The organism is Flavobacterium sp. PL02 (genome assembly GCF_035013205.1).
In the GTDB taxonomy this organism is placed as follows: Bacteria; Bacteroidota; Bacteroidia; order Flavobacteriales; family Flavobacteriaceae; genus Flavobacterium.
The window spans coordinates 39,560-65,835 of record NZ_JAYGJP010000003.1 but is presented as its reverse complement, the minus strand read 5'-3'; the positions used below and the strand labels follow the sequence as shown (position 1 = coordinate 65,835).

General features: G+C 33.3%; 28 protein-coding genes. 3 read left to right on the top strand and 25 right to left on the bottom strand.

Features of this window, described 5'->3' with window-relative positions; all coding sequences use genetic code 11:
- Window positions 1–152: 152 nt before the first annotated feature.
- From SHI72_RS11305 to SHI72_RS11205, 21 genes are all read right to left on the bottom strand, one after another.
- Window positions 153–410: a phosphopantetheine-binding protein gene (locus SHI72_RS11305; RefSeq protein WP_035620100.1), complete on the bottom strand. Its 258-nt coding sequence runs from the start codon at window positions 408–410 to the stop codon at window positions 153–155.
- Between the two features lie 2 nt (window positions 411–412).
- Window positions 413–1,057, bottom strand: coding sequence for a 3-oxoacyl-ACP synthase (locus SHI72_RS11300; protein WP_323490016.1), 645 nt, complete (start codon window positions 1,055–1,057; stop codon window positions 413–415).
- 83 nt (window positions 1,058–1,140) lie between these two features.
- Window positions 1,141–1,830, bottom strand: coding sequence for a hypothetical protein (locus SHI72_RS11295; RefSeq protein ID WP_323490015.1), 690 nt, complete (start codon window positions 1,828–1,830; stop codon window positions 1,141–1,143).
- 26 nt (window positions 1,831–1,856) lie between these two features.
- On the bottom strand, window positions 1,857–3,008 hold the full coding sequence (locus tag SHI72_RS11290) for a beta-ketoacyl-[acyl-carrier-protein] synthase family protein (RefSeq protein ID WP_323490014.1): 1,152 nt from the start codon (window positions 3,006–3,008) through the stop codon (window positions 1,857–1,859).
- 198 nt (window positions 3,009–3,206) lie between these two features.
- Window positions 3,207–3,656, bottom strand: coding sequence for an acyl-CoA thioesterase (locus tag SHI72_RS11285; RefSeq protein WP_323490013.1), 450 nt, complete (start codon window positions 3,654–3,656; stop codon window positions 3,207–3,209).
- On the bottom strand, window positions 3,631–4,914 hold the full coding sequence (locus SHI72_RS11280; RefSeq protein ID WP_323490012.1) for an ABC transporter permease: 1,284 nt from the start codon (window positions 4,912–4,914) through the stop codon (window positions 3,631–3,633). The genes SHI72_RS11285 and SHI72_RS11280 overlap by 26 nt, the downstream gene beginning before the upstream one ends.
- Window positions 4,904–5,602 carry an ABC transporter ATP-binding protein gene (locus SHI72_RS11275; RefSeq protein WP_039113377.1) on the bottom strand — a complete coding sequence of 233 codons (699 nt, stop codon included), beginning with the start codon at window positions 5,600–5,602 and terminating at the stop codon, window positions 4,904–4,906. The genes SHI72_RS11280 and SHI72_RS11275 overlap by 11 nt, the downstream gene beginning before the upstream one ends.
- Before the next feature lie 60 nt (window positions 5,603–5,662).
- Window positions 5,663–6,661 carry a BtrH N-terminal domain-containing protein gene (locus tag SHI72_RS11270; protein ID WP_323490011.1) on the bottom strand — a complete coding sequence of 333 codons (999 nt, stop codon included), beginning with the start codon at window positions 6,659–6,661 and terminating at the stop codon, window positions 5,663–5,665.
- Window positions 6,661–7,065: a hypothetical protein gene (locus SHI72_RS11265; protein ID WP_086893881.1), complete on the bottom strand. Its 405-nt coding sequence runs from the start codon at window positions 7,063–7,065 to the stop codon at window positions 6,661–6,663. The genes SHI72_RS11270 and SHI72_RS11265 overlap by 1 nt, the downstream gene beginning before the upstream one ends.
- A 12-nt stretch (window positions 7,066–7,077) precedes the next feature.
- The gene (locus tag SHI72_RS11260; RefSeq protein WP_039113381.1) at window positions 7,078–7,395 is read right to left on the bottom strand and encodes a hypothetical protein; all 318 of its coding nucleotides are present in this window, start codon (window positions 7,393–7,395) and stop codon (window positions 7,078–7,080) included.
- Between the two features lie 7 nt (window positions 7,396–7,402).
- On the bottom strand, window positions 7,403–7,861 hold the full coding sequence (locus tag SHI72_RS11255; RefSeq protein WP_323490010.1) for an ABC transporter permease: 459 nt from the start codon (window positions 7,859–7,861) through the stop codon (window positions 7,403–7,405).
- 8 nt (window positions 7,862–7,869) lie between these two features.
- A complete protein-coding gene (locus SHI72_RS11250; RefSeq protein ID WP_039113384.1) occupies window positions 7,870–8,298 on the bottom strand; it encodes a hypothetical protein in 429 nt (142 codons plus the stop codon).
- A gap of 3 nt (window positions 8,299–8,301) precedes the next feature.
- Window positions 8,302–9,435, bottom strand: coding sequence for a beta-ketoacyl-ACP synthase III (locus tag SHI72_RS11245; RefSeq protein ID WP_323490009.1), 1,134 nt, complete (start codon window positions 9,433–9,435; stop codon window positions 8,302–8,304).
- 10 nt (window positions 9,436–9,445) lie between these two features.
- On the bottom strand, window positions 9,446–10,348 hold the full coding sequence (locus tag SHI72_RS11240) for a hypothetical protein (protein ID WP_035620065.1): 903 nt from the start codon (window positions 10,346–10,348) through the stop codon (window positions 9,446–9,448).
- Between the two features lie 39 nt (window positions 10,349–10,387).
- Window positions 10,388–12,031: an NAD(P)/FAD-dependent oxidoreductase gene (locus SHI72_RS11235; RefSeq protein ID WP_323490008.1), complete on the bottom strand. Its 1,644-nt coding sequence runs from the start codon at window positions 12,029–12,031 to the stop codon at window positions 10,388–10,390.
- Window positions 12,032–12,092: 61 nt separating this feature from the next.
- Window positions 12,093–12,980, bottom strand: coding sequence for a lipid A biosynthesis acyltransferase (locus SHI72_RS11230; protein ID WP_086893875.1), 888 nt, complete (start codon window positions 12,978–12,980; stop codon window positions 12,093–12,095).
- The gene (locus SHI72_RS11225; protein WP_035620058.1) at window positions 12,980–13,234 is read right to left on the bottom strand and encodes an acyl carrier protein; all 255 of its coding nucleotides are present in this window, start codon (window positions 13,232–13,234) and stop codon (window positions 12,980–12,982) included. Before SHI72_RS11225 ends, SHI72_RS11230 begins: the two co-directional genes overlap by 1 nt.
- A 4-nt stretch (window positions 13,235–13,238) precedes the next feature.
- Entirely contained in the window at window positions 13,239–14,462 is a 1,224-nt protein-coding gene (locus SHI72_RS11220; RefSeq protein ID WP_039117453.1) for a beta-ketoacyl-[acyl-carrier-protein] synthase family protein, read from the bottom strand.
- 21 nt (window positions 14,463–14,483) lie between these two features.
- Window positions 14,484–15,215: a 3-oxoacyl-ACP reductase FabG gene (fabG, locus tag SHI72_RS11215; protein ID WP_039113391.1), complete on the bottom strand. Its 732-nt coding sequence runs from the start codon at window positions 15,213–15,215 to the stop codon at window positions 14,484–14,486.
- 126 nt (window positions 15,216–15,341) lie between these two features.
- Window positions 15,342–16,571 carry a WG repeat-containing protein gene (locus SHI72_RS11210; RefSeq protein WP_039113392.1) on the bottom strand — a complete coding sequence of 410 codons (1,230 nt, stop codon included), beginning with the start codon at window positions 16,569–16,571 and terminating at the stop codon, window positions 15,342–15,344.
- A 38-nt stretch (window positions 16,572–16,609) separates the two neighbouring features.
- The gene (locus SHI72_RS11205; RefSeq protein WP_323490007.1) at window positions 16,610–18,130 is read right to left on the bottom strand and encodes an aromatic amino acid ammonia-lyase; all 1,521 of its coding nucleotides are present in this window, start codon (window positions 18,128–18,130) and stop codon (window positions 16,610–16,612) included.
- 101 nt (window positions 18,131–18,231) lie between these two features.
- Here SHI72_RS11205 and SHI72_RS11200 point away from each other — a divergent pair, with 101 nt between their 5' ends.
- Window positions 18,232–19,494, top strand: a complete 1,263-nt coding sequence (locus SHI72_RS11200; protein ID WP_039113394.1) for an NAD(P)/FAD-dependent oxidoreductase — start codon at window positions 18,232–18,234, stop codon at window positions 19,492–19,494.
- 19 nt (window positions 19,495–19,513) lie between these two features.
- Here the strand turns inward: SHI72_RS11200 and SHI72_RS11195 are convergent, their stop codons facing one another.
- From SHI72_RS11195 to SHI72_RS11185, 3 genes are all read right to left on the bottom strand, one after another.
- On the bottom strand, window positions 19,514–20,119 hold the full coding sequence (locus SHI72_RS11195) for a hypothetical protein (RefSeq protein WP_039113397.1): 606 nt from the start codon (window positions 20,117–20,119) through the stop codon (window positions 19,514–19,516).
- Between the two features lie 187 nt (window positions 20,120–20,306).
- Window positions 20,307–21,992: a sodium/sugar symporter gene (locus tag SHI72_RS11190; protein ID WP_039117457.1), complete on the bottom strand. Its 1,686-nt coding sequence runs from the start codon at window positions 21,990–21,992 to the stop codon at window positions 20,307–20,309.
- A gap of 63 nt (window positions 21,993–22,055) precedes the next feature.
- Window positions 22,056–23,108 carry an aldose epimerase family protein gene (locus SHI72_RS11185; RefSeq protein WP_323490006.1) on the bottom strand — a complete coding sequence of 351 codons (1,053 nt, stop codon included), beginning with the start codon at window positions 23,106–23,108 and terminating at the stop codon, window positions 22,056–22,058.
- Window positions 23,109–23,211: 103 nt separating this feature from the next.
- Between SHI72_RS11185 and SHI72_RS11180 the strand changes: the two genes are divergently transcribed.
- Window positions 23,212–24,210 carry a GntR family transcriptional regulator gene (locus SHI72_RS11180; protein ID WP_039113400.1) on the top strand — a complete coding sequence of 333 codons (999 nt, stop codon included), beginning with the start codon at window positions 23,212–23,214 and terminating at the stop codon, window positions 24,208–24,210.
- A gap of 41 nt (window positions 24,211–24,251) precedes the next feature.
- Window positions 24,252–24,710: an OsmC family protein gene (locus SHI72_RS11175; protein ID WP_323490005.1), complete on the top strand. Its 459-nt coding sequence runs from the start codon at window positions 24,252–24,254 to the stop codon at window positions 24,708–24,710.
- A 131-nt stretch (window positions 24,711–24,841) separates the two neighbouring features.
- Here the strand turns inward: SHI72_RS11175 and pyk are convergent, their stop codons facing one another.
- A complete protein-coding gene (gene pyk, locus SHI72_RS11170; RefSeq protein ID WP_039113404.1) occupies window positions 24,842–26,272 on the bottom strand; it encodes a pyruvate kinase in 1,431 nt (476 codons plus the stop codon).
- Window positions 26,273–26,276: the final 4 nt, after the last annotated feature.

The following is a 26,276-nucleotide window of genomic DNA, read 5'->3' as shown; positions in this document are numbered from 1 at the left end:
TAAAAATCGAACAATTTATTATTTTAAACTTTGAAAAAGCTTTTTGAAACTATTTTGAATTATTAGACTTCTTGGGTTTTCAGACAATACTTTATATCTAAGTAGTCTAAAAATCTAAGCCAGTCTAATCAGTCTAATCAGTCTGAAAAAGTCTATTTAGTTCTATTAGCTGTTATGTAAGCAGCCATTGATTCGATTGATTGGAAAATTACTTTTCCTTCTTTCGGGTCAACTAATTTAATTCCGTAATCTTTATCAAGAATAACAATTAATTCCAAAGCATCGATAGAGTCTAAACCTAAACCATCTCCAAACAAAGGGTCATTGTCATTAATATCTTCAAGGGTAATGTCTTCAAGGTTTAAAACAGTAATAATTTTATTTTTTAATTCTAATTTTAATGCGTCCATGATTATTTATTATATAATGTTTCTATCGTTTCGTTTTGATACTTATGGTTTTCGTCTTTACCAATCAGGCAAAGAAAAGCTTTATATTCCTCATTAAAAAATTCAACCCATCCACAAAGTACCTTTTCCGCTTTATTGGTATGCAAAAGCGTATTAGCATAACTGTTCATGAATTCTGGATTGAAGGCATCAAATATAAAGAAAGAATTCTCGCTTTTTAATTGATGACGTATGCTTATTTCGCCCAAGCAAATGTTTGGCAAGGTATAAACAAAAACGGCCGGACTTGGATAATAATTCTCTTTATCAGATATAGATTCCTGATACTTTACATCGGTATCTAAACTTGATGATTTATTGGCTAAAAGTAAAGCGGTATTGTTTTCTGTTTGCTTTGCCAGTTCACTATCGTTCGGGTGCGATTCTGTTTCCGATTTCAAAAGTAATTCGGCTCCTAAAAAAGCAAGTTTGCTTAAAGAATCCATTTTGAAAAACTTAGGATAATTAATCTCAAAATTGCGATATGCTTGTTTTGAGAAATCAGCAAATAAAGTGGGTTCTGTTTTAAAAACAGAATCTCCATTCAAAACAATTTCGTTGTTTTGGATTGCGCAATAGGATTGTATGTATGTTTTGTTTTGAGTCATTTTATTTTAAACACTAATTTCACTAATTAGCACTAATTTTTTTGCGTTTTAAATTTCACTAAGATCTGAATACTTCTTTTATTTTATGAAATCCAAGTTTGAATAATTTTAGCAATTTTCCATTTCCCAGATTTATTTTTAATTATAATTAAAAATCCTCTCCCACATTTTCCTCCTCCACAAGAAGCGTCGGCGGATAGGATTCCAGAAGTTTTAGTTTTATTAAACTGAATTCGTGTAATTCCAATTGTGCCAACTGGCATTAAGCTTTTTTTATCATTCAAATCCCAGTGTTTTTCGTTTGGAAATTTGTCAACATTTTGAAAATCGAACTTTTTATTATTTTTAAATTGAGTCAAATCAAGTTTAAATTCGTCTGTTTCTTTTGAAATGTCATAAGAGTATTTGGAAAGATTAATTTCTTTGATAATCATTTCAGTTTCTTGAGGACTAATTTTTTTCACATCATCATAAACACCAATTAAAATTCGAGTTTTATCGTTTTTGATACTATCCTGTTCAAGATTATATTTTTTTAATTCAGCATGATAACCAATAGTATCTTCTTTATTTGTTTTAAAATCTATTCTGGGGCTTGGTGGCGGAAGCATAACTCTCCTATCCATATATATAGAATCAACTATTTCAAGAAAGATGTTACTTATTACATTTTTCTCAAATTGTAGTTCGTCGACTTTCTCAATTTCCTTTTTTTTACATCCAAAAAAAGAAAGAAGAATAATGAATATAAATATACCTGTTGATGATTTCATGTTTATTATCAGTTAATCTGTGAAAATTAGTGCAATTCGTGTTTCACTTTTTCAAAAACCACAGCCGTATTACAACCTCCAAATCCAGAAGCTGTTTTTAGGAATGTCTTGATATTTTTATCTTCGTTTTTCTCAATTACATTTATCGATTGACTTACACCTAATTCATCAAAACCTAATGAAACAAAAAGCTTGTTTTGGAGCACAGATTCAATCGCAATTACTGTTTCTAATAATCCTGACGCGCCCAATGTATGACCATAAAAACCTTTCAGACTATTTACAGGAACTGTTCCCATTTCTAATCGGTTGAAAGCGATGGCTTCCATTTCGTCATTAAAAGATGTTGCGGTTCCGTGTGCGGAAATATAATCGATATGTTCAGGTTTTATTTGTGCTTCGTTCAGGGCATTTTGAATACTTCTGAACAAACCTTCACCTGTTCTTGAAGGTCCAGAAATATGATTGGCATCGTTTATAGAACTATCTCCTGTAACTTTTATTTTTGAATTTTTGGCTTCCGCCGAAACTAAAACTGCAGCAGCAGCTTCGCCAAGACTTACACCTGTTCTGTTTAAAGAATACGGTTTGCATGGTAAATTGCTCATTGCCTGAAAAGCATTAAAGCCAGACAAAACAAATTCGGAAACTTCATCGCCGGCAACGATAAAAACGTTGTCGTAAAGTTCGCTTTGTATTAATCTTTTGGCAACCGAAACGGCTAAAATTCCAGATACACAAGCATTTGATACCACGATTGGTTGGGTTTTAAATCCAAAATAATCGGCTATTGTTTGAGCCAAAGTATGTAAATGTGCATTCTGAAAACTCTCTGGCGAATCATTTTTTAATGCAGTAACATTTCCTTTAGTTGTTGAAAGTATAAAGGCTGTCTTTGAATCTAAATCTATTTTTGAGTTTTTGACAATTGGCTCTAAAGCCAAAATCATCATTTTCTCTAATCTTGAATAGTTGGTTTCGGAACTAACTTTCGCGAAAGCGGTATTTAGTTTCTCATCATTTATAATCGATGCATAAAAAGGATTTGGCATCAAGGATACATCTTCATGCAACTGAATACCAGATTCACCACGTAGGATAGTTTCAATGTTTGATGGAACATTAAACCCTAATGGTGTGATGCAATTGGTTTGCGCGATGTAAACTGCTCTTGTCATTTTTATTGTTTTATCCTAACAGGTTTTTAAAACCTGTTAGGGATCTTGTATTTATTATCATATCTACAAGGTAAAAAAAACCTTGTTGGAAAGCTTTTCTGTGATTGTATCTTGTGTTACCTAAAAAGGCACGCAGATTTTACAGATTAAGCAGATTTACACGGATTATTTTTATTTCGTGATAATTCGTGTTTGTTTTTACTTCAATAATCCTACTTTTCTCTTCCATTCTTCATAAAATGGAGGATTGGTAAGCATTAAGTTTCCTTCTTTATTTAAAAATACCTGAGTGGTTTCGCCTGTGCAGACAATCTCATCATTGGTATTGAAAATTCTAAATCTAAAAATTATTTTTGCGGCAGGAGCATCTACAATACTTGTTTCTACCCGAATGACATCGCCATAACGCAAAGATAATTTATGTTCGCAAATAGATTTTACAATTGGGGTTGTATAGCCACTTTCGGCAACATCCAGATAGGTAAGTTTGTGTTTACGTCCGAAAGCCTCACGACCATCTTCAAAATAAGTTATATAATAGCCGTGCCAAACGATTCCGAGCGCATCGGTTTCGTTAAAGCGAACTCTAACTTCTTCGGTAACTGTTAATGCAATAGCTTCGTTATACTGCTCTTTTCTTCTTATCATATGCTAAGGCAATTATTGTGGTAATTATAAAAAACAGAAATAATAAACTTATTTCTGGTATGATTTCTAAGATAGATGCATTACGTAATAATACATCGTAAAAGGCATTTAATCCCCAGTTCATCGGTGATGATTTGGCGATGATTTGCATAATTTTTGGCATTGCAAAAACAGGAACCCAAACTCCTCCAATTGCAGCTAAAATAATAACGCTTGTTGCGCCAAAGGGAGCCGATTGTTCTTGTGTCTTGGCAACGGTTCCTAATAAAATCCCGAAACCAATAGCTGCAAATCCAGAGAACAACGCAACGATGCTCATTAAAAATAAATGTCCTTCGATATTAAGTGGTGGCAAACCAATTTCTGGAAATAGAAATACAGCAACAGCAACCATCATGTAAAACTGAATCATGCAAATTACAGAATACGTAATTGTTTTGCCCAACATTACAACACGATTTGAAACTGGATTTGTTAATAATCGAACGAAGGTTCCTTGTGTTTTTTCTTTTACAATATTAATCGAAAGCGGAATCACAATAAAGAACATAGCAAAAAGTGTCCAAGCCGGAACGTTATGTTGTGTTGAATTTGGCAACACTTCTTTGTTGTTTACTCTAGGAACTATTTCTTTGAAAGTGATAAAACTTTTTTGTTCAAAACTAGCGCTTCCTTCTCCTAGTTGTTCCTGAAAAGCAGTGTATATAGAATGTGTTTCTATTTGCGAAATCATCTTATCGATAGAGTTCATAACCGCATTCTTGAAACTCATTTGTACCGCAGGGTCAAAGTATAGTTTAACCTCCTTTTGGTTGATTATTTTAGGAGATTCAGTCTGGGCAAGTGTATCGGTTAAGCCAATACTACTCACTATTTTTTGAACATTCTGGTCGATTTTTGCCTGTAAATCTTTACTTAAGTTTTTCGGAATTACAATTGCTAATTGGAATTTTCCTTTATAAACAGCTTCTTTGGCAACAGCCTCGGTTAAAGGAATGTTGTCGATTTGAGTTACTACAGTAAACAGGTTGCTTTTTTGCAAATTATCATAAACTGTTTTGGCTACTGAACCGTTGTCGTTATTAACGAGAAGAATTTCGATTTTGGAATCGCTTACGGTTTTAAATGTACTATCCTGAATTAATGTTACGGTAATAACAAGTACCAAAGGCATCACAAATAAAATGATTAATCCTCCTAAATCTCTTTTCAGTAAAAGGAATTCTTTCACGACGGACATCCATAGTTTATATATCATCTCTCAGTTCTTTACCAGTTAATGAAATAAAAACGTCCTCTAGGTTTTGGGCATTTTGTGTGTTCGATATTAATCCTGACGGAGTGCCTTGGGCATAAATTTTCCCTTGGTCAAGTATTGCAATATCGCTACAAAAATCTTCAGCTTCAGATAAATGATGGGAAGTATAGATTATAGTAGTTCCGTTTTGGTTGAGGTATTTTAGGTAATCAATAATAGCATTTTTAGATTGTACATCGACACCAACAGTTGGCTCATCCAGAAATATAATTTTAGGATTGTGTAATATCCCTGCAATTAGATTGATTCTTCTTTTCATTCCTCCCGAAAAGGTTTCGATACGTTTGTCTGCAAATTTTAGTAAACCCAAAAGGTCTAAAGTTTCGATTACTTTGTCTTTTAAATCCTGACCTTTTAAACCATACATACTCCCAAAATAATGCAAGTTTTCTCGTGCGGTTAGGGTAGGATATAGGGCATATTCCTGAGGAACAACGCCAATAAATTTTTTTATTTTGGTAGCATTAGTTCCATAGGTCATTCCGTTAATTGTAAAAGAACCCGAAGTAGGCTTGACTAAACCACAGAGCATAGAAATTAATGTGGTTTTTCCGGCTCCATTTGGACCTAATAAACCAAAAATCTGACCTTCGTTTATAGTAAGCGTTAAATCGTTCAAAGAATACATTTCTGCATTTTTGTACTTTTTAGAAAGGGATGTTATTTGAATAATGGGTTGCAAAATATATTAGCTAATTGCTTTTTTTAATTTCTTAAAGAACACTTCTTCTCTATTGGCAATGTCCAAAAGTTGGTCGGCAATAGTATTGTAAGCATCGTTTTTGGCACTTCGGTTTTTGTAGATTCTTGAAGCTTCTACTGCAAAATCTCGCCATAAATCTCCAATTTGGGTCATTTCTTTCGAAAGGATTTTTAAATCTTCATTGTTTAAAATAACGGCAGCTTCTTGTAAAAAAGCAGCATATATAAAACGGAAACCTCCGCCACCAGTTCCTATCTCTTCTTGCATTCGAACCATTTGCGCCAGGTAATGATTGGCTTTTTTGGTTCCGTGTTTAAGAGGCCATTTACGAATTTTTCCCGAAACTAGTTTTATTCCTTTAACACCAATAATAGGCATTGGCGCAAGCATATCGCGACAGGTATTTTTTATTCCTTTGATAATTGCACTTTTTAAATCAACGTTCTCAGGAATATGAATCGGATAATACATTTGCCCTTTTGGAGCAAAAGCACCTTTGGCAAAACGGACTTTGTCTAAGTCGTCATGTGTAAGCGTGGTAACGGTTTCCATTACAGGGTCGCTAATAAGATAATCGGTATCGGTTTTTCCGTAAACCACTAAGTTATGAGCATTGAAATGAAAGCGATATTCGTCTGGAAAATAAGTTAGGTTGTACACACCAACTTGTAATCCTGTTGGGATATTATTTTTTAGATTTTCATCTAAAGCTTGGCTTGCTTTGGAAACGGATGAAAACTTTTGTCTTTTTATTTTTAAATGTAATCTATTGGCAACTCTCCTAAAAATTTGTCCTGGTAAGGTTCTGTAACTTATTGCAGGTGCATAATTAACTTTTATAAAAGGCAGGTACACAAAAAAGAGTCCTGAGCCAATACCAAAAACCATAGGTTCACTTAAATTTAAACCACTGTTTTTTAGCAAATTTGAAGCTACTCCATTTTCGCAATGCGCCGATTGATGATGTGTAAAAGTAGTTTGCATTAATCTGTTTTAAAATTTTTTAATTCGGATACTGTGATTGAAAAAGCATCAGCATATTTTTGTAAAATCCGGTCATTTAGTTTTGCAAAGATAGCGGGTTTAAAATGCCTTTTTACGCGCCATTTCCACAGACCAACATAATTGGAAAGGATTAATAAATCCATTCGGTTCAATTCCATAAAATAGCAAATAGGGCTTACTTCTCCGTTTCTGACTTGCAATTTTGCATCGGCGATGCGTTCGTTTATTTCATCGATAGAATTAGAAAGTGCAATAGTTTTAGGTTCCCAACCTGTACTTAGAGCTGTAGTATAATTACCGTTTTCGTCGGTTGCATATACAAGCTCTTTCATATTGTTTTTGGTTAAATTCCCTTGGTCTTGTGGTACTTTTTCTTTTTCCATATTGTCTTTAAACTATGATATTCCGAACATAAAAGCAGCTGTTATAAAAGCAAGAATTGTTAAAATGCCCAAATTTGCAAAAGCTGGTTTTTTTCTTTTTTTGATAAATAAATAAATCATTTCAGCAAATAGACCAATACAATACATTTGGATAATTAGGAATCCAAAAATGAATAATCCTAAACCACCATCAACATGTCGGTGCATATCTCCGTCACAATGTTTATGAGGATCATATGTAAAACTCCAAATGAGGAAAAGACTTCCTAGCAATAATGCTAAAATTGCTATTCGTATTAAAACATGAAACAATATCTTTTTTAAATCCATGTTTAAATTATTGCATGATTGGATTTGTCTTTTGAATGAACAAATTAATTTCACATTCTAAAAGTTGTGTTTCTTCGTGAAAGCTTTCGCAACTCATCGTACATAATGTATAATCGTCTGCAGCAAATTTAGAAACCAAAGTTGCTCGTGTAATTATGCTCGTGTTCACTTTTGGTAATTCGTATATTTTAAGATTTTTAAGCGTACTGATAAAACCAATAACACTTACATTTTCTTCTTTGTCAGGATTAGCAAAATATTTTTGTGCTACAATAGAGGAGCAGGTTTGCGCCACATTCTCTATTAATCCAGCTTCGATAAAAATATTCTTGTCGACAAAAATATTATCTTCTTTAATTAAAAAAATGGTTTCTACACTTTGTGCATCTATCGTAAGAATCAAATCTACCATAAGCATTGGCTCACGGTGCGGGAGATAATTTCGGATGTCTATTAGAGTGTCCATTTGTTATATTATTTAGCCAAAACGGTTTTCATTTGTCCGTTGGCAATTTCTTCGTTGTTTAAAGTCGTAACAATATCTACCAATGTTATTCCGGCAAATTCTTGTATAATAGTAATCGTCGATTGAATTTCGTCATTAACATTAGGCAGTTTCTTTATATCAATTTGCTTGATAGAACCGATATATCCAGTCGGTGCTTTTTCTTGTTTTAAGAAAAAAACATATCCTGTATGTAAAGCTACAGATTGCGCCATATGTTCTATTAATCCAGCTTCTAAAAAAATCCCGTTTTCTGAGAAAATATTTTCACTTTGAATTTTTAAGCCAGCAACCAAAGAACTTTCATCAAATGAAAACATTTTATCGACCATTACAAAAGGGAACTTTTGCGGTAATAAATTTTCGACTGCTTCTTTATCTAGAATAGGTTTTGTCATGATTTAGCAAACCGTTAAATACGCATACGCAAATGAGAATCGTCCGCTTTCGGGAACTGATAAAAGAATGCGGTCGCCTACTTTTAATTTTCCTGAGTTCATTAATTCTTCAACAGCAAGATAAATGGATGCTGAACCTACGTTTCCAACATTGGCAAGATTCATAAACCATTTTTCATCGGCTATTCCTACATTGTTTTCTTCTAGGTTTTTCTTTAATCCTTCAACAAAAAAATGAGAAGAAACGTGAGGGATAAAATAATCAATTTGATCAGCAGTAACGACATTTTTTGCCATTGCTTCACTCATGCTTTTTGCGCCCTTAGCCAAGATAAATTCATCTAATAATTTTACATCTTGTTTGATAGAAAATACAGATTCGTTTAACCATTCTTCGGGAGAGTAATCACTCCAGGGTTTTATCTCGCCAGATTCTAATTTATCTCCTCCGGCATACATGCAAGTCTCTAATTCATACGCATACGAAAAAGCTTCCATCCATTCTATTTTTAAAGAAATTGGTCCTCTTGGTTTATTTTCTAATAAAAAAGCACCAGAACCATCGGATAACATCCATCTTAAAAAATCCTTTTTAAAAGCGATTATAGGAAGTTCTTCCAGATTCTTTAAATTAGAAACTTCTGGATTATATTTTTGAGATAAGAACCATGACGAAACTTTCTCGGATCCTGTACAAACGGCATTTTTTGAATTTCCTGATTTAATAGAAAGGAAACCATATTTTAGCGAATTCATTCCTGCGCAGCAAACTCCTGATGAAGAGTTTAACTCAACCGATTTGTTCTTTAGTAATCCATGAACCATAGCTGCATGGGATGGTAAAAAAAGATCTGGTGTTGAGGTTCCGCAAGAAAGGACTTCCATATCTTGTGGAGTAAAATCGTTATCAAATAATTTTACGATAGCATTATGCGTTAGCTCAGCATTATTATGCGTGCTTTTTCCATCTTTGTCTATTGCATAATACCTACTTACAATCTTGTTATTGCGCAAAATAATACGTCTCGCTTTGGAAACGGCATCGTTGATAAGGCCCAAATAGCTTTCCATTTCATCATTTGTGACAGCTTCATTTGGCAAATATTTTGCGGCTTTTGTAATATATACTTCAAACATAATATGGGTGCTAAACTCCTTGGTAATATTGAGTTTCTTTTTTTATTTTGTTTATTTTAATAGGATATGTAATAACGTGCAATATATACACTATTGGGGATATTAACCAAATCGCGAGGAATAAATAAACATTAAATACCTTAAGGAGTACCTTTCTGTTTTTATCATTTCTGGAGATTAATCCTGACCATTTGGTAAAAATTTTATTAGCAGTTTTATCTACGGTTACCAAATAAGAACTAATACGAACGGCTGAATTTGCGATTAGTTTAGGTTGTAGGTCTTTTAAATTATTTTCTTTTAGATTTGAAGCAATAATATCTCCAAATTTTGAGGATTCCTGAATGTCTTTTTCAGATACGCCTGGTAAAGGGAAAATACCCAAATACTTTTTTTTAACTCCAGAGAACATCCATTCTACAATAGTAATCACACTTATTAAATTACCAACGCGATCTACTAAAGCTACGTTTCCAACCAAATTTGCATTGGCTTCTTTTAGTAAAACTTTAATTTTTTCCTGCGCCATAATCCACATATTTCTTGAACCACTTATGGTTACAACAGGAGTATTATTTAAGATTTTATGTGCTTCGGGACTTTTTAAAAAGGAGTTAATAGGGATAGAAGGGGATAAATACCAAACTTGATAGTTTAATAAAACTAAGTCGAATTTTGTATTTAATATTTCTTCTGGAACTGGTTTTAATGCTGTTGGGATTTGCCTAAATGACTCAGGAAAAGCATCAAAAAAAGAATCTTTATCCCAAGGGAAAGGAAAAGGTTTTTCTAATTGTATTTCATGAAACGTTACTTTAAACTCGTCTGAATTCAAGAAAGGTTTCGCTATATTCCGAGCTATACTTTCGAGTTGTCCAGATTGAGAGTAATAAATAAAAAGAACATTTTTCATTTTGGTTGTGGCTTTTGGTTATGGCAAAAGTAATTAATTTTATGAAACGAATTTTCTGATTTTATCGGTTCGCTTTGTGTGAATCCAATCTGGCCAAGTCGATTCATCTTCGGCATCATAAATACGAATTTCTTGATTTTTATCTTCAATAAGTAATTCGTCGGATGTGCAATTAAGAATCAAAGCGGCGGCAGCAACTCCTGAATAGGTTGCCCCTGCAACACCATGTGATAGTGTACAAGCTCCGCATAAAAATAAATTTTCGATCTCGGTTTTGTTTTTATAGGAGAATGGACCAACTTGATTTAATGTTTTTTCGGTTCCATATACATTGCCTTTGGTCGAATTGATATAAAACTCATTTGTTTTTGGTGTTCCTAATTCGGCTTGAACAATATTTTGTTTTGCATTTGGAATGATTTTCTCCAGATTATTCATCAGTTTATCAATCACTTTTTCTTTGAAAACTTTATATTCTTCATTATGATAATCTTCTAATCCGTTAAAATCCTTTAAATTGTCATAATTTACATAAGTAACGATTTCAAAATTGTGGTACCTTCCATTAAAACTTGCTGGATCTTTAAGGGTTGTGCAACTTATAAAAACGGCTGGAAATGAATCGCCAGAATCAATGTTGTTACTCATTAGGTTTTCAAAATTTTCATCGTCGTTTTCATCTTTCATCATCCATATATTTCCCGAATCAATATTAAATTGAGTAACATCCATATCTAATGTCAGGAATAAAATTAATGAGGTTACGGAGTATTTAGTTTTCTGTAGTTTCTTAATAAGTGATTTGCTTAAATGTTCTTTACCTATTAAGTTTAAATAGGTAATAGAGGGATCAGCATTGGAAATAATATTTTTAGCAAAAATGGTTTCTCCATTTTCGAGTTCAACTCCTATTGCTTTTTTATTCTCAATAATTATTCTTTTGACATTTTGCTTTATGCGAACTTCTCCACCATGTTTTTTTACTCCATTTGTCATTGCTTTTACAATTCCTCCACCTCCGCCCATGGGATAAAAACCTCCATCAAAATAATGTCCCATCACGGAACAATGTACAGGGAAACAGGCTCTATTTGGCGAAAGCCCATGATCACCACATTGTATATTAAGGACAGCTTTGAGCATTGGGTCTTTTATATGCCAGCCAATTACTTTTTTTAAAGGGAATAAGGCAAACTTGCCAAAATGTTTGGTTCGGAATGGAACTGTTATTTTCTGCCACAAACCTTTTAGTTTTGGCATTAGTTGCAATTCAAAATTTACTTTCTCGACTAAGGAAAGATATTCGGTTATGTTTTTTTCTTCTTTAGGAAAATGTGATGAAAGTGTTTTTTTGAGGTTGTCGATTCCTGCGGGTAAATCAAAAGTTTGGTTTCCGATCAGGCAATGTTCGTATGCTTTTTTATTCATTCGGAAAAACACCATATCATTGGCAATTCCTAAACCGCGGTAAAGTTCATTGGTAGATGCTCCTTTATCTATAAGACCTACATAATGTACGCCAGGACTAAAACGTTGTCCCTTTAATGTAAAGCTATGACTCCAGCCACCTGGAACATAATGTTGCTCAAGGATTAAGACTTTTTGCCCAGCTCTTGCTAAACAAATTCCTGTTGCTAAGCCGCCAACTCCTGAACCAATTATGATAGTATCAAGCTCTTTCATACTTTATTTTAAGATTTGCTAAAGTATAAAAGAATTCTTACTATATGTGCAGTGGCTTGTTTTATTTTGTGTTTTTTAATTGATTCCAAAAATCAAAATAATTGAACCATTGTAGTGGGTACTTTTCAAGCATGGATTCGACGTTTTCTATGTAAGCACGTAATAACCCTTTTTCGTCACGATGTTTTACAGCAGCTTCACGAGCATATAAGTGATAATGCAAGTTTGGTTCTTTCATTACATACACAAAAACGACGGGAACTTTTAATCGGGAAGCAATTAAAAATGGTCCTGCCGGGAAATTAGCTTCTTGTCCTAATAGTTTGTCTGATAATGATTTTGTTCCTTCAAAATAACGATCTCCTGTAAAACAGATAAGTTCGTTTCTGCCCAGAGCAGCATTGATTTCGAAAATATGGGACAAATCGTCTTTTATGATAATAAACTTGACAGTTGGTTTTTGGGTAACACTTTCTAAATATTTTTTTATATCCGAATGTTCCAAGTCGGTAGTAACCAAATTGATTTGGAAATTGATATCGATTTCTCCGAAGAAATGTTCTGCAATTTCAAAATTCCCAATGTGGGCACTAATTAAAACACCACCTTTTTGTTCGGCAAGTAGTTTTTTTAGTGTTTCGATTCCATCAAATTCATAGGTAAATTGTTCTCTCATTCCGGCAGAAATGGAGACTTTATCTATTATGGTTTGTCCAAAAGTATAGTAACTTTTGAAAACCATTTTTTTGGATTTAAAATAGGAGTAGCCTAGTCTTTTATTAAAGTAATAAAAGATGGCACGATTGCTTTTTTTGAGAAAAAGGAAATAATAAGATGCGACAAAGTACAGGAGAAAGTAGGCAGATCTAACACCCGCTTTTTGTATTAAAAAAACGAATATTCTATATCCTAAAACAGTTCCTTTTGATTTGCCATCCCATTTGCTCATTAAGCAGTTTTGGCTTTTAGTTTGGTTTCGATAAGGTCATAAAAGTTTTGAAAAGTAGCAATGCCAACGAAATCAACTTCAACTAATTTTACGCCAAAATTTGATTCAATAGATACTACCAAGTCTACATAATCTAAACTATCTAGTCCTAAAGTATCTTTTAAATTAGCGTTCGGTTCAATGTCATCATTATCAACTTCAAATTCATCAACCAAAAAACCATTAATCTTTTCTATTATCTCTTGCTTATTCATTATTCTATTTAAACTTTTTAACTACGAGTGCAGAATTTGTTCCTCCAAATCCGAAGGAATTGGACAAAAATATATCAATTTTTCTATTTAACGTAGTTTTAACTAAATTTAATTTAGCTGCGGCTTCGTCTGGGTTTTCTAAATTGATGTTTGGAGCTATAAAATCATTTTGCATCATTAGTATAGAATAAATGACTTCGCTTGCACCTGCCATCCAGCATTCATGCCCTGTCATTGATTTTGTGGAACTTACATAAGGATTGCTTTTTCCAAAGATTTCAAAGATTGCTTTGGCCTCATTTTCATCTCCAACAGGAGTAGAAGTAGCATGTGCATTTATGTAGTCAATGTCCGACGCATTTAATTTTGCATCATCAAGTGCTCTTTGCATTGCTATGGCTGGACCTTCGACATTTGGAGTCGAAATATGTCCTCCATTTGATGAAAATCCGTAACCGCCAACTTCGGCAATTATAGTTGCACCACGTTTTATCGCAGATTCATAACTTTCTAAGATTAAAGTTGCACCTCCGCCACTAGGCACTAAGCCATCACGACCAGAATCAAAAGGTCTTGATGCTTTGGTAGGGTCATCATCTTCGGATGCAAAAACACCTAAACCATCAAAACTGCTCATTGCATATTTGTTGATTTCTTGTGCTCCACCACAAATTACAATATCTTGAAATCCGCTTTTTATTAAAAAATAAGCCAGACCTATGGCGTGGGATCCACTTGCACAAGCGGCGCTTATAGTTAAATTAATACCTCTTAACTTAAAAATTGTCGAAAGGTTCATTGTAACAGTAGAGTTCATGGATTTAAAAATTGCTCCAGAACCAATTAAGGCTGTATCTTTTTTTTCTCGAACAATGTCGGTTGCATCAATAATAGCTTTAGATACGCTATCGTTACCGTACATAATACCAACTTCGTTATTGTCGAAAAAAGAATCATCTATTCCAGCATTTTTCAATGCTTCGATGGTAGCCATATAAGCATATTCGGTTTCTTCACCAATGCTCATACGTTGTCTTCGGGTTAGTAGACTTTTTAAATCTGGTTTTGGAACCATGCCAGTTAAGGCCGATTGAAAACCAAATTCTTTTCTCTCTGCATCAAATTGTATTCCTGATTTTCCATTGTACAAGGATTCTTTTACTTCATTTAATGAAGTTCCGATACATGAGTAAATTCCCATTCCTGTAATTACAACTCTCCTATTCATCTTCTTTTTTATAGTAATTTTTTAAGAATATATTCCACCGTTTATGTTTATAACTTCACCAGTTATATAACTTGATTTATTTGAAATCAAAAAGCTTACCAAATTTGCCACTTCTTCGGCTTCGCCAAAACGATTAACAGGAATTAATTTTAATAATTCTTTTTCGTCTAACTGGCTCGTCATGTCAGTTTTTATAAACCCTGGTGCAACGGCATTTACGGTAATATTTCTTTTGGCTACTTCTTGAGCCAATGCTTTGGTAGCAGCTACAATTGCGCCTTTTGCAGCAGAATAATTGGTTTGACCAGGCGTACCTTTTACTCCCGAAACTGAAACCATATTTACAATGCGTCCGTATTTATTGCGGAGCATTTTTTGAATAAAAAATTGTGTGACATTAAAAAAACCACCTACACTTGTGTTCATAACTCCATTCCAGTCTTCTTGTGACATCCACATAAACAAACCATCTTTTGTAATTCCGGCGTTGTTTACAATTGCCTCAACGATGGCTTCAGGATTTGCATCCTGCCATTTGGTTAATACATTTTGAACTTCTTCAAAATTAGAAACATCAAATTGTATAATCTCAGCAGTTGCGCCTAATTTTATTACTTCTTCAAGTGTTTGTTCGGCAGCAATTTTGTTTGAATGATAGTTAATCAGAATGTGGTACTCTGTATCTACAGCTAATTTTTTACAAATAGCACTCCCAATTCCTCGTGAACCACCAGTTACTAATGCACATTTCATATATGTAAATTTTGTTTTTTATAGGTCATATATGGTATCGCCTTTTTATTTATTGGTCTTGGTGACACAATTTTTATTAGTCGCAATTTCATATATGTAAATTTTGTTTTTTATAGTCGATTTATGTTATCGCTTTTTTTTACTTACTGGTTTTGTAACCGGTTTTGTTTTAGTTTCTGACTTTGTTTCAGTTTTTGGCTTATCAGAGGCGATTTCACTTATAGTATTTTTTTCTTTTGTTTGCGAAAATAGTTCAGCGTTTTCAAACCATTGGTTGCCTAATACAGTTCCGTCTGGTTTAAGAAATCCCCATTTCCCTTCATTTTTTACTCTTGCTAAGCCATCTATAAATCCTTTGTCTTGTTGTACAAATAGAGCAATGACAAATCCGTTTGCCGTTATGGTATATTGAGTTGGGATTACTAGTTTTCCTGATTCATTAATAAATCCCCAGTTTTTTTCTTTTACAGGAGCTAATCCGTTTGTACTAAAAACTTCGGCATCACTATAAGTTGGTGGAATAACAAAATCTGCTTTAGGGTTAATATATCCCCATTTAGATCCAATACAAACCGGAGCTAGATTTTTAGAAAAGGCTTTTGCTTTATCATATATTGGCAGAATTGCCCAGCTTCCTTTTAAGTCAATGAATCCGATTTTTCCATCTTTTCTGGCATAAGTCAAATCTTGAGATTCGAAATCCCAAATTTTATCAGCACCTTCTACCGGAATAAATTTCCCACCAGATACTAATCCAAAAATTTTGTCTTTTCTGGCCCAAGCTGTGTTTTTATTATAATTACCAATTTCGGCATAAGCAGGTTCTATAACCTCTTTTCCAGCAGTATTTATAATTCCCCAATTTTTATTGTTTTCTACTCTTGCAAAACCATTTTCAAAAGGTTTGATAACGTCATATTTTGGTTCTAAAACAACTGCCATTTTTGAATTGATTAATCCAATTTTGTTTCCTTGTTTTATAAAAGCAACACCATCTCCAAAATCATATAATTTATCCGAAGGTGGTGCAATTTGTACCTCTCCTTTGGTATTGATGTAAACCCATTTTTTATCTTTAGATACGATACAAATCCCACTATTAAAATCTTTGGCGTTATCAAAAGTGGCTGGAATTGCCCAAGCTCCTTTAGTATCGATAAACCCCCATTTTCCATTATCTTCTACAGCAGCTAAGCCTTCAGAAAAACTTCTTGCAGTTTTGTACTGAGGTTCAATACGAAATGTTCCATCTTTAGTAAGATATCCAATTTTTCCGTTTTTCTTAACTAATGCCAGTTCTTGACTATTAACAAATTGAATGCTGCACAGCAATAAAAAAATAAGTGTTTTTTTCATGATTTTAAGATTCAAGATTAATAATGTAAAATAAAAAATTAATTATTTATCAGGTAGTCTTTTACTTTCTGAACAAAAGGATACATAACCTGATCTTCTTTAAATTTAGGTATAATTGTTCTAATATCGTCATATATTTTTTTGGTCACAGACGAGATTTGATCTTTTTGTTCTAAGTAATCAATTGCCTGAACAATAGTAATCAGCTCTATAGCCAAAACTTCAAATGAATTTTCTATCACTTTTGCAGTAATAACAGCAGCATTTGTTCCCATGCTTACAATGTCTTGATTGTCATTGTTGTTTGGGATACTGTGTATATACATTGGGTTAGACAACATTTGGTTTTCGGCAGTTGTTGAGGTTGCAGTAAACTGAACGCCTTGCATTCCGAAATTAAATCCTAATGTTCCAAGATTCACAAATGGAGGAAGGATTTCGTTTATTTTAGAATTTAATAAATAATTCAATTGACGTTCTGCAAGCATTGTAAGTTTGGTAATAACAATCTTTAGCTTGTCCATTTCTAGTGAAATGTAATCGCCATGAAAATTACCTCCATGATATACATGTTTGTTTTTTACATCTATAATAGGATTATCATTTGCCGAGTTAAACTCATCTTCTAGAATCGAACCTACATTATTGATAGTTTCTAAGATTGGACCTAGAATTTGTGGTACACATCTTAAAGAATAATATTCCTGTACTTTTTCTTTGAAGATTTCTTCAGTATTTTCTCCAGTATATAAGTGATCTTCTCTTTTGCGGATTAAGGTACTGTCCGAGAGATTTTCTCTCATTCTTGCAGCTACTTCTCGTTGTCCTTTATGACGTTTTGTTTGGTTTAATTCTTCCGAAAAATGGTCGTCATAAGCCTGTACAATTTCATTAATTGCGCATGAAAACTTTAATGACCAATCTAATAATTTATTGGCGTGATGTACATTTACTACACCTATTCCTGTCATTACAGAGGTTCCGTTTATAAGCGCAAGACCTTCTCTTATTTCTACCTGAATAGGAGTTAGGTTCTCAATTTCAAAAACCTCTTTTGTAGGTCTTCTTTCGCCTTTGTAAAAAACTTCGCCTTCACCTATTAATGTTAATGCCAAGTGAGATAACTGAACCAAATCTCCACTTGCTCCAACTCCTCCATGTTCAAAAATTAATGGAGTAATATCTTTATTTATGAATTCTTTCATTAAATGAATTACTGAAGGATGTACTCCGGAATTCCCTAAAGAAAGTGTGTTTAATCGAGCTAGAATTGCTGCTTTTACACAAGCTGCATTTAATGGTTTTCCTGTTCCTGAAGAATGGCTTCTTATTAAATTGTATTGTAATTGAATTCGGTCTTCGTCTTTGATACGGTATTGAGCCATTGGTCCAAAACCAGTATTTACACCATAGATCACCTTGTTGCCAGAGAATTCTTTTAAGAAATCAAAGCTTTCATTTACCCGGTCTAAGACAGTTTTACTAATGTCTATTTTACTATTTCCAAAGATTATGGATTCAAATTCTTTTAAACTTAAATATTCGCCAATTGTGTTCATTTAACCCTTTTTGATTATGCTAAATTAATTTTATTTATTAAAATAAATGTAGTTATTTTGATGATGGCAAATGTAAGGCAATAATTAATAACAATTCGTATATGTTAAAGGAGTTTGTAGATGTTTTAATAATAGGAGCGGGACCCTCTGGATGCGTATCAGCAGCTTATTTACGTAAGAATAATTGTAAGATAAAGGTTGTTGAGAAAACTAAATTTCCTAGAATTGTTGTTGGTGAGAGTTTAATACCACGTGTAATGGATCATTTTGCCGAAGCAGAATTATTTGATAGTCTCAATGCAATGAACTTTGAGAAAAAGTTAGGAGCGAGATTTATAAGAGGAAATGAAATTTGTGTTTTTGATTTTTCTAATAAATTTTCTGAAGGTTGGGATTGGACCTGGCAAGTTCCCAGAGCCGATTTTGACAATACGATGGCTCAGGAATTAATTCGAAAAGGAATTGATTTAGAATTTGAGTCGGAAGTTATTGAAGTTTCTTTTGAAGGAAGCAATTCAAAAACAATTGTGAAAGATGTAAATGGAAATTTAAAAGAGATTCACGCCAAATTTATTATTGATTCTAGTGGTTACGGTAGAGTTTTACCAAGACTTTTAGATTTGGACAAGCCATCGGCTTTAGATCCGCATTCTTCTATTTTTACGCATGTAAAAGATATTAACAGACCAGAAGGTGTAGAGGGAACAATGATTTCTTTTGATGTTCTTGAAACTGAAGTTTGGTTATGGGTAATTCCTTTCTCTAACGGAAATACAAGTTTAGGAGTGGTAGGCCCTACAGATTTCATCAATTCACTTTCTGAGAATAAAGACAATGCCGAAGCATTAAAAAATGCTATTCAGCTTTCAGATTATTATATTAAAAGATTTCAGGGAACAGAGTTTTTATTCGAACCAATAAAGTTAGAAAACTATTCTCGCTCGGTAAAGAAAATGTATGGTGATGGATTTGCTTTGACAGGAAATAGTACTGAATTTTTAGATCCTGTATTTTCATCGGGAGTTGCTTTTGCTACCGAATCGGGTATGCTTGCTGCAAAACTTTATTTGAAACAATCTCAAGGAATTCCTGTAGATTGGGAAGTAGAATTTACCGAATATATGAAACGTGGAATTAATGTTTTTACCACTTACGTGAAAGAATGGTACACAGGAAATTTACAAACGTTATTCTTTCATCAGCCAGAGAACCCAGATGTAAAACGTAAAATCTGTGCTGTGCTTGCTGGATATGTTTGGGATGAAGAAAATCCATTTGTGAAGAAACACGATAATGTAATTAAAAATATGGCTTACCTCTTAAATATGGAAAGTAAGAAAAAACAAAACCCTAGTGAAAACTAGGGTTTTTGTTTTTTGAATCTTATTTGTATGCTTTCTTCAGAATCATTTTAGAAAGTGATTTTGCTGTCTTGGCATAACCTTCTCCAATTCTTGTTTCATTATTAAAATTATTTCCCCATTGATCTCCTGGGGCTTCTTCGCTTTTTATTTCTAATAATACATTTGATTTATTAGCTGTTTCTACAAATTTTAAATTAGTAGTAACTTTTGCTGGTTGTTTCATAATTCCTGCATCCCAGCCCGGATAAATCCATACCGTTTGTACGATTAAAGTATATGGGGTATTTAAGCCTTCCTGAAAGTTTACGTCTTTACCAGCTTTAGATAATACAATGTTTCCTATTTCTAAAAATTTTGGAGTCCAGATTTGTTCTTTGGCAACGACCCATCTTTTGTACCAAAGATTTCCGTTTCCTTTTGCTTTTTTGTCTAAATCGACTTTGTGTTCTTCAACATATTGTGCTTCTGGTTTATTTTCTTTCATCATAGTAAAGTTGCTATAATCAAATTCGGTATTAATTTCTTTTTGGTCTTTCAAGAATTTAAAATCTCCAGATACAACTTTCATGTCTTGTGCAGACATTGCGAAAGAGAGAAATAAAAAGGCAACTATTAGTTTTTTCATTTTTTGTTTATGCTTAAACGGTTGGTTTATTAATTTTTTTAGTGCTCAAATGTAATTAAAGGTTATTTGTAAAGTGTTATTTGTCTTGTTAATTTTTAAAGTTCGCTTTTTAAAAGAACTTATTCTATTTAATAAAGAAAGGATACCATTTACAGTATCCTTTCTTTATTAATTAAGCTGTATCGTATTACCAGAACTTCACATATAAAGAGGCAATAATCAATAAAGTAATTACTATTAATACAGTTGTTTGTGGTTTTAATTTAAACATTGTAGTATCTAGCTCAAATGCTTTCGGGTTTACTTTTGGACCTGCAAAACTTATAAGAATCATTGCAAGTGTAGTAAAGCAGAAAGATAATCCCATACAAATATGGAACGGAATCTCATAAGCTCCTTTTCCGTTTGGATAAGCAGTATATAACAATGTATCGTTACCAAATAATATTGGAGCATATTCATTGAATAAAATAGATAATACAAAACCTAAAATCACACCTACAATAGCTGCGGCTCCAGTAGTTCTTTTCCAGAACATACCAAGAATAAACATGGCGAAAACTCCAGGGCTTATAAAACCAGTGTATTTTTGGATGTAGGTAAAACCTCCAACGCCACCAATTCCTAAAATATCATTCCAAGTAAATAAAACAGCCAAAAGCATTGCAGCAAAAACAGCAATTCGACCGATGTTTACTTGTTGTTTTTCACCAGCTTCTTTTTGGATATATTTTTTATGAATGTCTAGCGTATAAATAGTCGAAATACTATTTACTTTACCAGCCAATGAAGCTACAATTGCTGCGGTTAATGCAGCTACTGAGAGTCCTTTTAATCCTGTTGGTAAAAAAGTTAGTACCGCAGAGTACGCTCCATCTTTTCCGCCAACAAGTTGAGGTAAATGTCCGTTTTGATATAAAACATAAGCGGCGATACCAGGTAACATAACAATTAGAGGCATTAATAATTTTAAGAAACCAGCAAATAATATACCTGTACGAGCAGTTTGCAAATCGGCACCCAAGGCTCTTTGAGTAATGTATTGGTTACAACCCCAATAGTTAAGGTTGATAATCCAGATACCAGCTACGTAAGACAATATACCAGGGAAAGTTAAGTACTTATCTATTTCTAGTTGAGAAGAAGTTGCAGTTGGTTTTGGGATAATCATTTTAAAATGTTCTGGAGCTTCTCGCATTAAAACTTTAAAACCGGCAATTGCATTTTGACCCACGCCAAAATATTGTCCTACAGTTGTTAAAGCAATATAAGAAGTTACTAATCCGCCTATGATTAATACAGCAACCTGAATAACATCTGTGTAAGCAACAACTTTCATCCCTCCTAATGAAATTATCAAAGCAAAAAGTGCCAATCCTATCATAATAACATGAAGGTATTCTCCTCCCGCCAATCCGTTGATAGCTACAGCTCCTAGGTATAAAATAGAAGTAAGGTTTACAAAAACATACAGAAACAACCAAAAAACAGCCATAATCAAAGCTGTTGATTCATTATAACGTGTTTTTAGAAACTGAGGCATAGTGTATATCTTATTTTTAAGATAAACAGGAATAAACCATACGGCTACAATTATTAAAGTGATGGCAGCAACCCATTCGTAAGCCGCAACTGCAATTCCTAAAAAGAAACCTTCGCCGCTCATTCCGATAAACTGTTCTGCCGAAATATTTGACGCGATTAATGAAGCTCCAATTGCCCACCAAGTCAGGTTTCCTTCGGCAAGGAAATAAGCTTTGGCGTCTTTTTCGTCTTTTTTACGTTTGCGATATATAGTATAACCGTAGGTAGATACTACAATAAAGTAGATTATAAAAACCGCATAATCTGCGATGGCAAGGTTTTGGTTCATGGTTAATTGTGTTTAAGGAGGTAATTAATATAAAGTATTTCGTGGTTATAGTTATTGGTTTTTTTAAATACACTGAAATTTATAGACAGTTTTATGATGGTATTTATCTTCTTTTCTTAGTATCGAATTAGGAAATCGGGATTGATTAGGCGCATCGGGATAGTTTTGAGTTTCAAAACAAATACCGCTTAAAGCATGATAAGTAACGTCTTCTTTTCCTTTTATTTCGGTGGAGCAATTACCACCTACAAAAACATGTACACTTGGTTGATCTGTATAAACCGTCATTCGCAATCTGCTTGTTGGGCTATAAAGTGCAGCGGCAATATCATTTTTAGTTTCTATTATAAATGAATCATCAATAATAGAAGGGCAGTTTGCAGGAGTTCTAAAATCGAAAGGATGGTTTAAAAGATTTAAGATATTTCCTGTTGGGATATTCTCAGAGGATGTTTCTAATATTTTATCCGAGTTTACAATCATTTCTTGGTCAGTAACGCTAGAACCATGTCCGTTAAGATTAAAATAACTGTGATTCGTTAAGTTTATAATGGTATCCTGTGTCGTAGTAGCATTATATTCTAATTGTAGCTCATTGTCATCAGTTAGCGTATAGGTTAGGCTTACGGACAAATCTCCGGGATAATTTTCTTCATTTGCAGGACTTAAAAGAGTCATGGTTATTGATTGATTTTCACCCTCTGTCATGGTTTCAACTTCCCACTTTTTTTGAGCAAAGCCTATATTTCCGCCATGTATAGCATGATTGTTATTGTTTTTGTTTAAAAGATAAGTCTTATCATTTAAGGTAAAAGTTCCGTTGTTTATTCTGCCGGCATATCGTCCTATTGTTGCGCCAAAATAAGGAGCACCAGAAAAAGAGTATGATTTTAAATATTTTTCTAAGGTATCAAAACCCAAAACCACATCTATAAGATTTCCGTTTTCAAGGGGTACGATTAAGGAAATAACCGTTGCGCCATAATCGATAATAGTGGCTTGCATGCCATTTTTATTGGTTAATTTATAGGAATGAATAGCTTCGTTGTCAGGTAATATACCAAAGAATTCTTTTGTGTTTATATCTGTAAAATGTGATTTGTGTTTTATTTTCATTATTTTTTTGTGAAAAATGAAATTCAAAAATATGTATATTATTAATGTAATCCATACCAGCACCTACCAGTTTTTTGTATATTGCATGAAAATATTATCTTTTATGAATATAATTTCTATCCAGAATAATCTAGGTATTCCTAAATACAAACAGATTATAGCTTCAATCGAGAGTAGTATTAATAAGAAAAACTTAAAGAAAGGCGATAGATTGCCATCGGTAAATAAAGTGTGTTTGGCTTTTTCTTTATCAAGAGATACTGTTTTGCAGGCTTATGATGAATTAAAAAAAAGAGGGATTATTTATGCCATTCCAGGAAAGGGATATTATATTAAAAGTGTCGAAATCACAATCAAAGAGCGCGTTTTTTTACTTTTTGATGAGCTTAATAATTTTAAGGAAGATATCTATATTTCCTTTTTAAGAAATATTGGAGAAGAAGTACAAGTTGATATCTTTTTTTATTATTTCAATACAAAGGTTTTTAAGAAACTAATAAATGATAATAACGGAGCATACACTAAATATATAATTATGCCAACCGATTTGGCAGATGCAGCTTCCTGTATAAATACCCTACCAGTAAATGAGGTTTATATTTTGGATCAGACGAGTGAAGCTTTAAAAGCATATCCATCAGTTTGTCAGAATTTCCCAAAAGATATTTATGATGCATTAGTTAAGGGAAAACCTAAGCTGGATAAGTACAACAAATTAATTATGATTTTTCCAGGATTTAGAGAACCTTTAGGAATGAAAATTGGGTTTCTAAATTTTTGTAATGATTTTTTATTTGAGAATGAAGTGATTACTGAGTTTAGAGAAAGAGAAATTAAAGTAGGAGAAGTGTATATTATCCCTAATGACAGAGATTTGGTTCGGGTTATCGAAAAAGCAAAGCGTCAGGATCTAAAACTTGGTCACGATTTCGGAATTATCTCTTACAATGAAACACCATTAAAAAAAGTGGTAGAAAACGGGATAACAACTATTTCGACAAATTTTGAAGAAATGGGAAAAATTATGGCAAAGATGGTTTTGTCTGGAAAGAAGCAAAACATCGAAAACAAATCGTCACTGATCATGCGTAACTCATTATAGTCGGAAACTTTGAAGTTGCATTTTTTAACTAATAAAAAAATATGGGATTTAAACATTTATTTAAAGCAGAAGCCAAATGGTCATCAAGTAAAAATGAGAAAGGTTTCGTTTCTAAAAATCATGAGATAATAATTGAAGGAAAGCCTGTTATGAGTGTTTCTGCGGCAAAAGCTTTTAAAGGCGACGCAGAGTTATATAACCCGGAAGATATGTTGTTAAGCAGTCTGGTTTCGTGCCACATGATGTCATATCTTTATGTATGCAGTCAAAACGGAATCGAAGTTTTGGGTTATTCTGATAATGCTGAAGCAACTCTTGAAGTGGAATTTGACGGAAGCGGACGCTTTACTGAAGTTCGATTAAATCCAAAAGTTACTATCGCTAATCCTGATAAAATTCAATTAGCATTAGAACTGCACAAAAAAGCAAATCAGTTATGCTTTATAGCTAATTCTTGTAATTTCCCAATATTGCATAATGCTAGTTGTGAAGTGGAATAATAATAAACTTAGTGATTCTTTGTGTTTTTTTATTTGGGAAACTTTGGGAAATAATATCTAGGGGGATATAAAATAAAAATCCGTCAAGTAGAAACTACAAGACGGATTTAATATTTTGAAAAGAAATAAGATTACTCTACTTCAGTAACTCTCATGGTGTTTACCATTCCTTTATCTTTAATAGGCATTGCAGCTAGGTTAATTAAGTAATCACCTTTTACAACGTATCCTTTATCTTTTACGATTTGATTTACATCAGTTACAGTATCATCAGTACTTACATCTTTGTCATAATAGAATGATTTAACTCCCCATAAAAGACTTAATTGAGTTAAGATTCTTTTGTTAGAAGTAAATACTAAAATGTGAGCAGATGGTCTCCAAGCCGAAATTTGGAAAGCAGTATAACCACTATTTGTAAGTGTGCAAATTGCTTTAGCTTTAATAACGTTAGCCATAAGCGCAGCTTGCTGACAAATTGTTTTAGTAATAAAACGTTTTGTTTTTATTTGTGGTGTGTTTTGTGGAACATGAATTAGCGGAGAATCTTCAACAGCTTCGATAATTTGTGTCATTTTTTGGATAACCTGAACAGGATAGTTTCCTGCAGCAGTTTCTCCAGATAGCATTACAGCATCAGCACCATCCATAACAGAGTTTGCAACGTCGTTTACTTCCGCACGAGTTGGAGTTAAACTAGTAATCATAGTTTCCATCATTTGTGTTGCCACAATTACAGGAATACGAGCAGTTTTTGCTCTGCGGATTAATTCTTTTTGAACCAATGGTACTTCGTGAGCAGGAAGTTCAACCCCTAAATCTCCACGAGCAACCATTAAAGCGTCGCAATAAGCAACGATTTTATCCATATTCTCTAATGCTTCTGGCATTTCGATTTTAGCTACAATCGGAATTTTATAATCAGAATGTTTATCAATTAACTCTTGTAAGTCTTGTAAGTCACGTGGTGTTTTTACAAAAGAAAGAGCTAACCAGTCTACTTTTTGCTCAATAGCAAAAATTGCATCTGCAATATCTTTTTCTGTCAATGCAGGTAAAGATATTTTAGTATTAGGAAGGTTTACACCTTTTTTAGATTTTAATTCACCACCTTGAATAACTACAGCGGTAACTTCTGTTTTTTTATCAGTTGTAAGGATCTCAAAGATAAGTTTTCCATCATCTAATAAAATACGCTCTCCAGGATTTACATCATTTGGAAAGTTTTGGTACTTCATGAAAACTTTTTTTGCAGTACCTATAATATCTTCAGCAGTAGTAAAAGTGATTACATCACCATCGTTTACTACAACTCCTTCTTCCATTACTCCTACACGAAGTTTAGGTCCTTGTAAATCTCCGAGTATTGCCGTGGTATAACCAAACTCTTCGTTAAGTCCTCTAATAATGTTGATTTTCTCTTTTACTCCTTCGTAATCTGCATGCGAAAAATTAACTCTAAACACATTAACACCTGCTTCGATCATGTCCTTGATGATCTCTCTAGTTCCACATGCAGGCCCAAGTGTGGCTACAATTTTGGTTTTTTTGTTTGTAAGCATTTCT

Excerpts from the sequence above, each read along its gene's own strand:
- fabG (WP_039113391.1), bottom strand. The coding sequence starts at position 15,215 with ATGAAATGTGCATTAGTAACTGGTGGTTCACGAGGAATTGGGAGTGCT.
- SHI72_RS11300 (WP_323490016.1), bottom strand. The coding sequence starts at position 1,057 with ATGACTCAAAACAAAACATACATACAATCCTATTGCGCAATCCAAAAC.
- pyk (WP_039113404.1), bottom strand. The coding sequence starts at position 26,272 with ATGCTTACAAACAAAAAAACCAAAATTGTAGCCACACTTGGGCCTGCA.
- SHI72_RS11280 (WP_323490012.1), bottom strand. The coding sequence starts at position 4,914 with ATGATATATAAACTATGGATGTCCGTCGTGAAAGAATTCCTTTTACTG.
- SHI72_RS11270 (WP_323490011.1), bottom strand. The coding sequence starts at position 6,661 with ATGCAAACTACTTTTACACATCATCAATCGGCGCATTGCGAAAATGGA.
- SHI72_RS11180 (WP_039113400.1), top strand. The coding sequence starts at position 23,212 with ATGAATATAATTTCTATCCAGAATAATCTAGGTATTCCTAAATACAAA.
- SHI72_RS11205 (WP_323490007.1), bottom strand. The coding sequence starts at position 18,130 with ATGAACACAATTGGCGAATATTTAAGTTTAAAAGAATTTGAATCCATA.
- SHI72_RS11260 (WP_039113381.1), bottom strand. The coding sequence starts at position 7,395 with ATGGATTTAAAAAAGATATTGTTTCATGTTTTAATACGAATAGCAATT.
- SHI72_RS11295 (WP_323490015.1), bottom strand. The coding sequence starts at position 1,830 with ATGAAATCATCAACAGGTATATTTATATTCATTATTCTTCTTTCTTTT.
- SHI72_RS11290 (WP_323490014.1), bottom strand. The coding sequence starts at position 3,008 with ATGACAAGAGCAGTTTACATCGCGCAAACCAATTGCATCACACCATTA.
- SHI72_RS11250 (WP_039113384.1), bottom strand. The coding sequence starts at position 8,298 with ATGACAAAACCTATTCTAGATAAAGAAGCAGTCGAAAATTTATTACCG.
- SHI72_RS11305 (WP_035620100.1), bottom strand. The coding sequence starts at position 410 with ATGGACGCATTAAAATTAGAATTAAAAAATAAAATTATTACTGTTTTA.
- SHI72_RS11175 (WP_323490005.1), top strand. The coding sequence starts at position 24,252 with ATGGGATTTAAACATTTATTTAAAGCAGAAGCCAAATGGTCATCAAGT.
- SHI72_RS11210 (WP_039113392.1), bottom strand. The coding sequence starts at position 16,571 with ATGAAAAAAACACTTATTTTTTTATTGCTGTGCAGCATTCAATTTGTT.
- SHI72_RS11240 (WP_035620065.1), bottom strand. The coding sequence starts at position 10,348 with ATGAAAAATGTTCTTTTTATTTATTACTCTCAATCTGGACAACTCGAA.
- SHI72_RS11245 (WP_323490009.1), bottom strand. The coding sequence starts at position 9,435 with ATGTTTGAAGTATATATTACAAAAGCCGCAAAATATTTGCCAAATGAA.
- SHI72_RS11285 (WP_323490013.1), bottom strand. The coding sequence starts at position 3,656 with ATGATAAGAAGAAAAGAGCAGTATAACGAAGCTATTGCATTAACAGTT.
- SHI72_RS11255 (WP_323490010.1), bottom strand. The coding sequence starts at position 7,861 with ATGGACACTCTAATAGACATCCGAAATTATCTCCCGCACCGTGAGCCA.
- SHI72_RS11275 (WP_039113377.1), bottom strand. The coding sequence starts at position 5,602 with ATGTATTCTTTGAACGATTTAACGCTTACTATAAACGAAGGTCAGATT.
- SHI72_RS11195 (WP_039113397.1), bottom strand. The coding sequence starts at position 20,119 with ATGAAAAAACTAATAGTTGCCTTTTTATTTCTCTCTTTCGCAATGTCT.
- SHI72_RS11235 (WP_323490008.1), bottom strand. The coding sequence starts at position 12,031 with ATGAAAGAGCTTGATACTATCATAATTGGTTCAGGAGTTGGCGGCTTA.
- SHI72_RS11200 (WP_039113394.1), top strand. The coding sequence starts at position 18,232 with ATGTTAAAGGAGTTTGTAGATGTTTTAATAATAGGAGCGGGACCCTCT.
- SHI72_RS11220 (WP_039117453.1), bottom strand. The coding sequence starts at position 14,462 with ATGAATAGGAGAGTTGTAATTACAGGAATGGGAATTTACTCATGTATC.
- SHI72_RS11185 (WP_323490006.1), bottom strand. The coding sequence starts at position 23,108 with ATGAAAATAAAACACAAATCACATTTTACAGATATAAACACAAAAGAA.
- SHI72_RS11230 (WP_086893875.1), bottom strand. The coding sequence starts at position 12,980 with ATGAGCAAATGGGATGGCAAATCAAAAGGAACTGTTTTAGGATATAGA.
- SHI72_RS11225 (WP_035620058.1), bottom strand. The coding sequence starts at position 13,234 with ATGAATAAGCAAGAGATAATAGAAAAGATTAATGGTTTTTTGGTTGAT.
- SHI72_RS11190 (WP_039117457.1), bottom strand. The coding sequence starts at position 21,992 with ATGAACCAAAACCTTGCCATCGCAGATTATGCGGTTTTTATAATCTAC.
- SHI72_RS11265 (WP_086893881.1), bottom strand. The coding sequence starts at position 7,065 with ATGGAAAAAGAAAAAGTACCACAAGACCAAGGGAATTTAACCAAAAAC.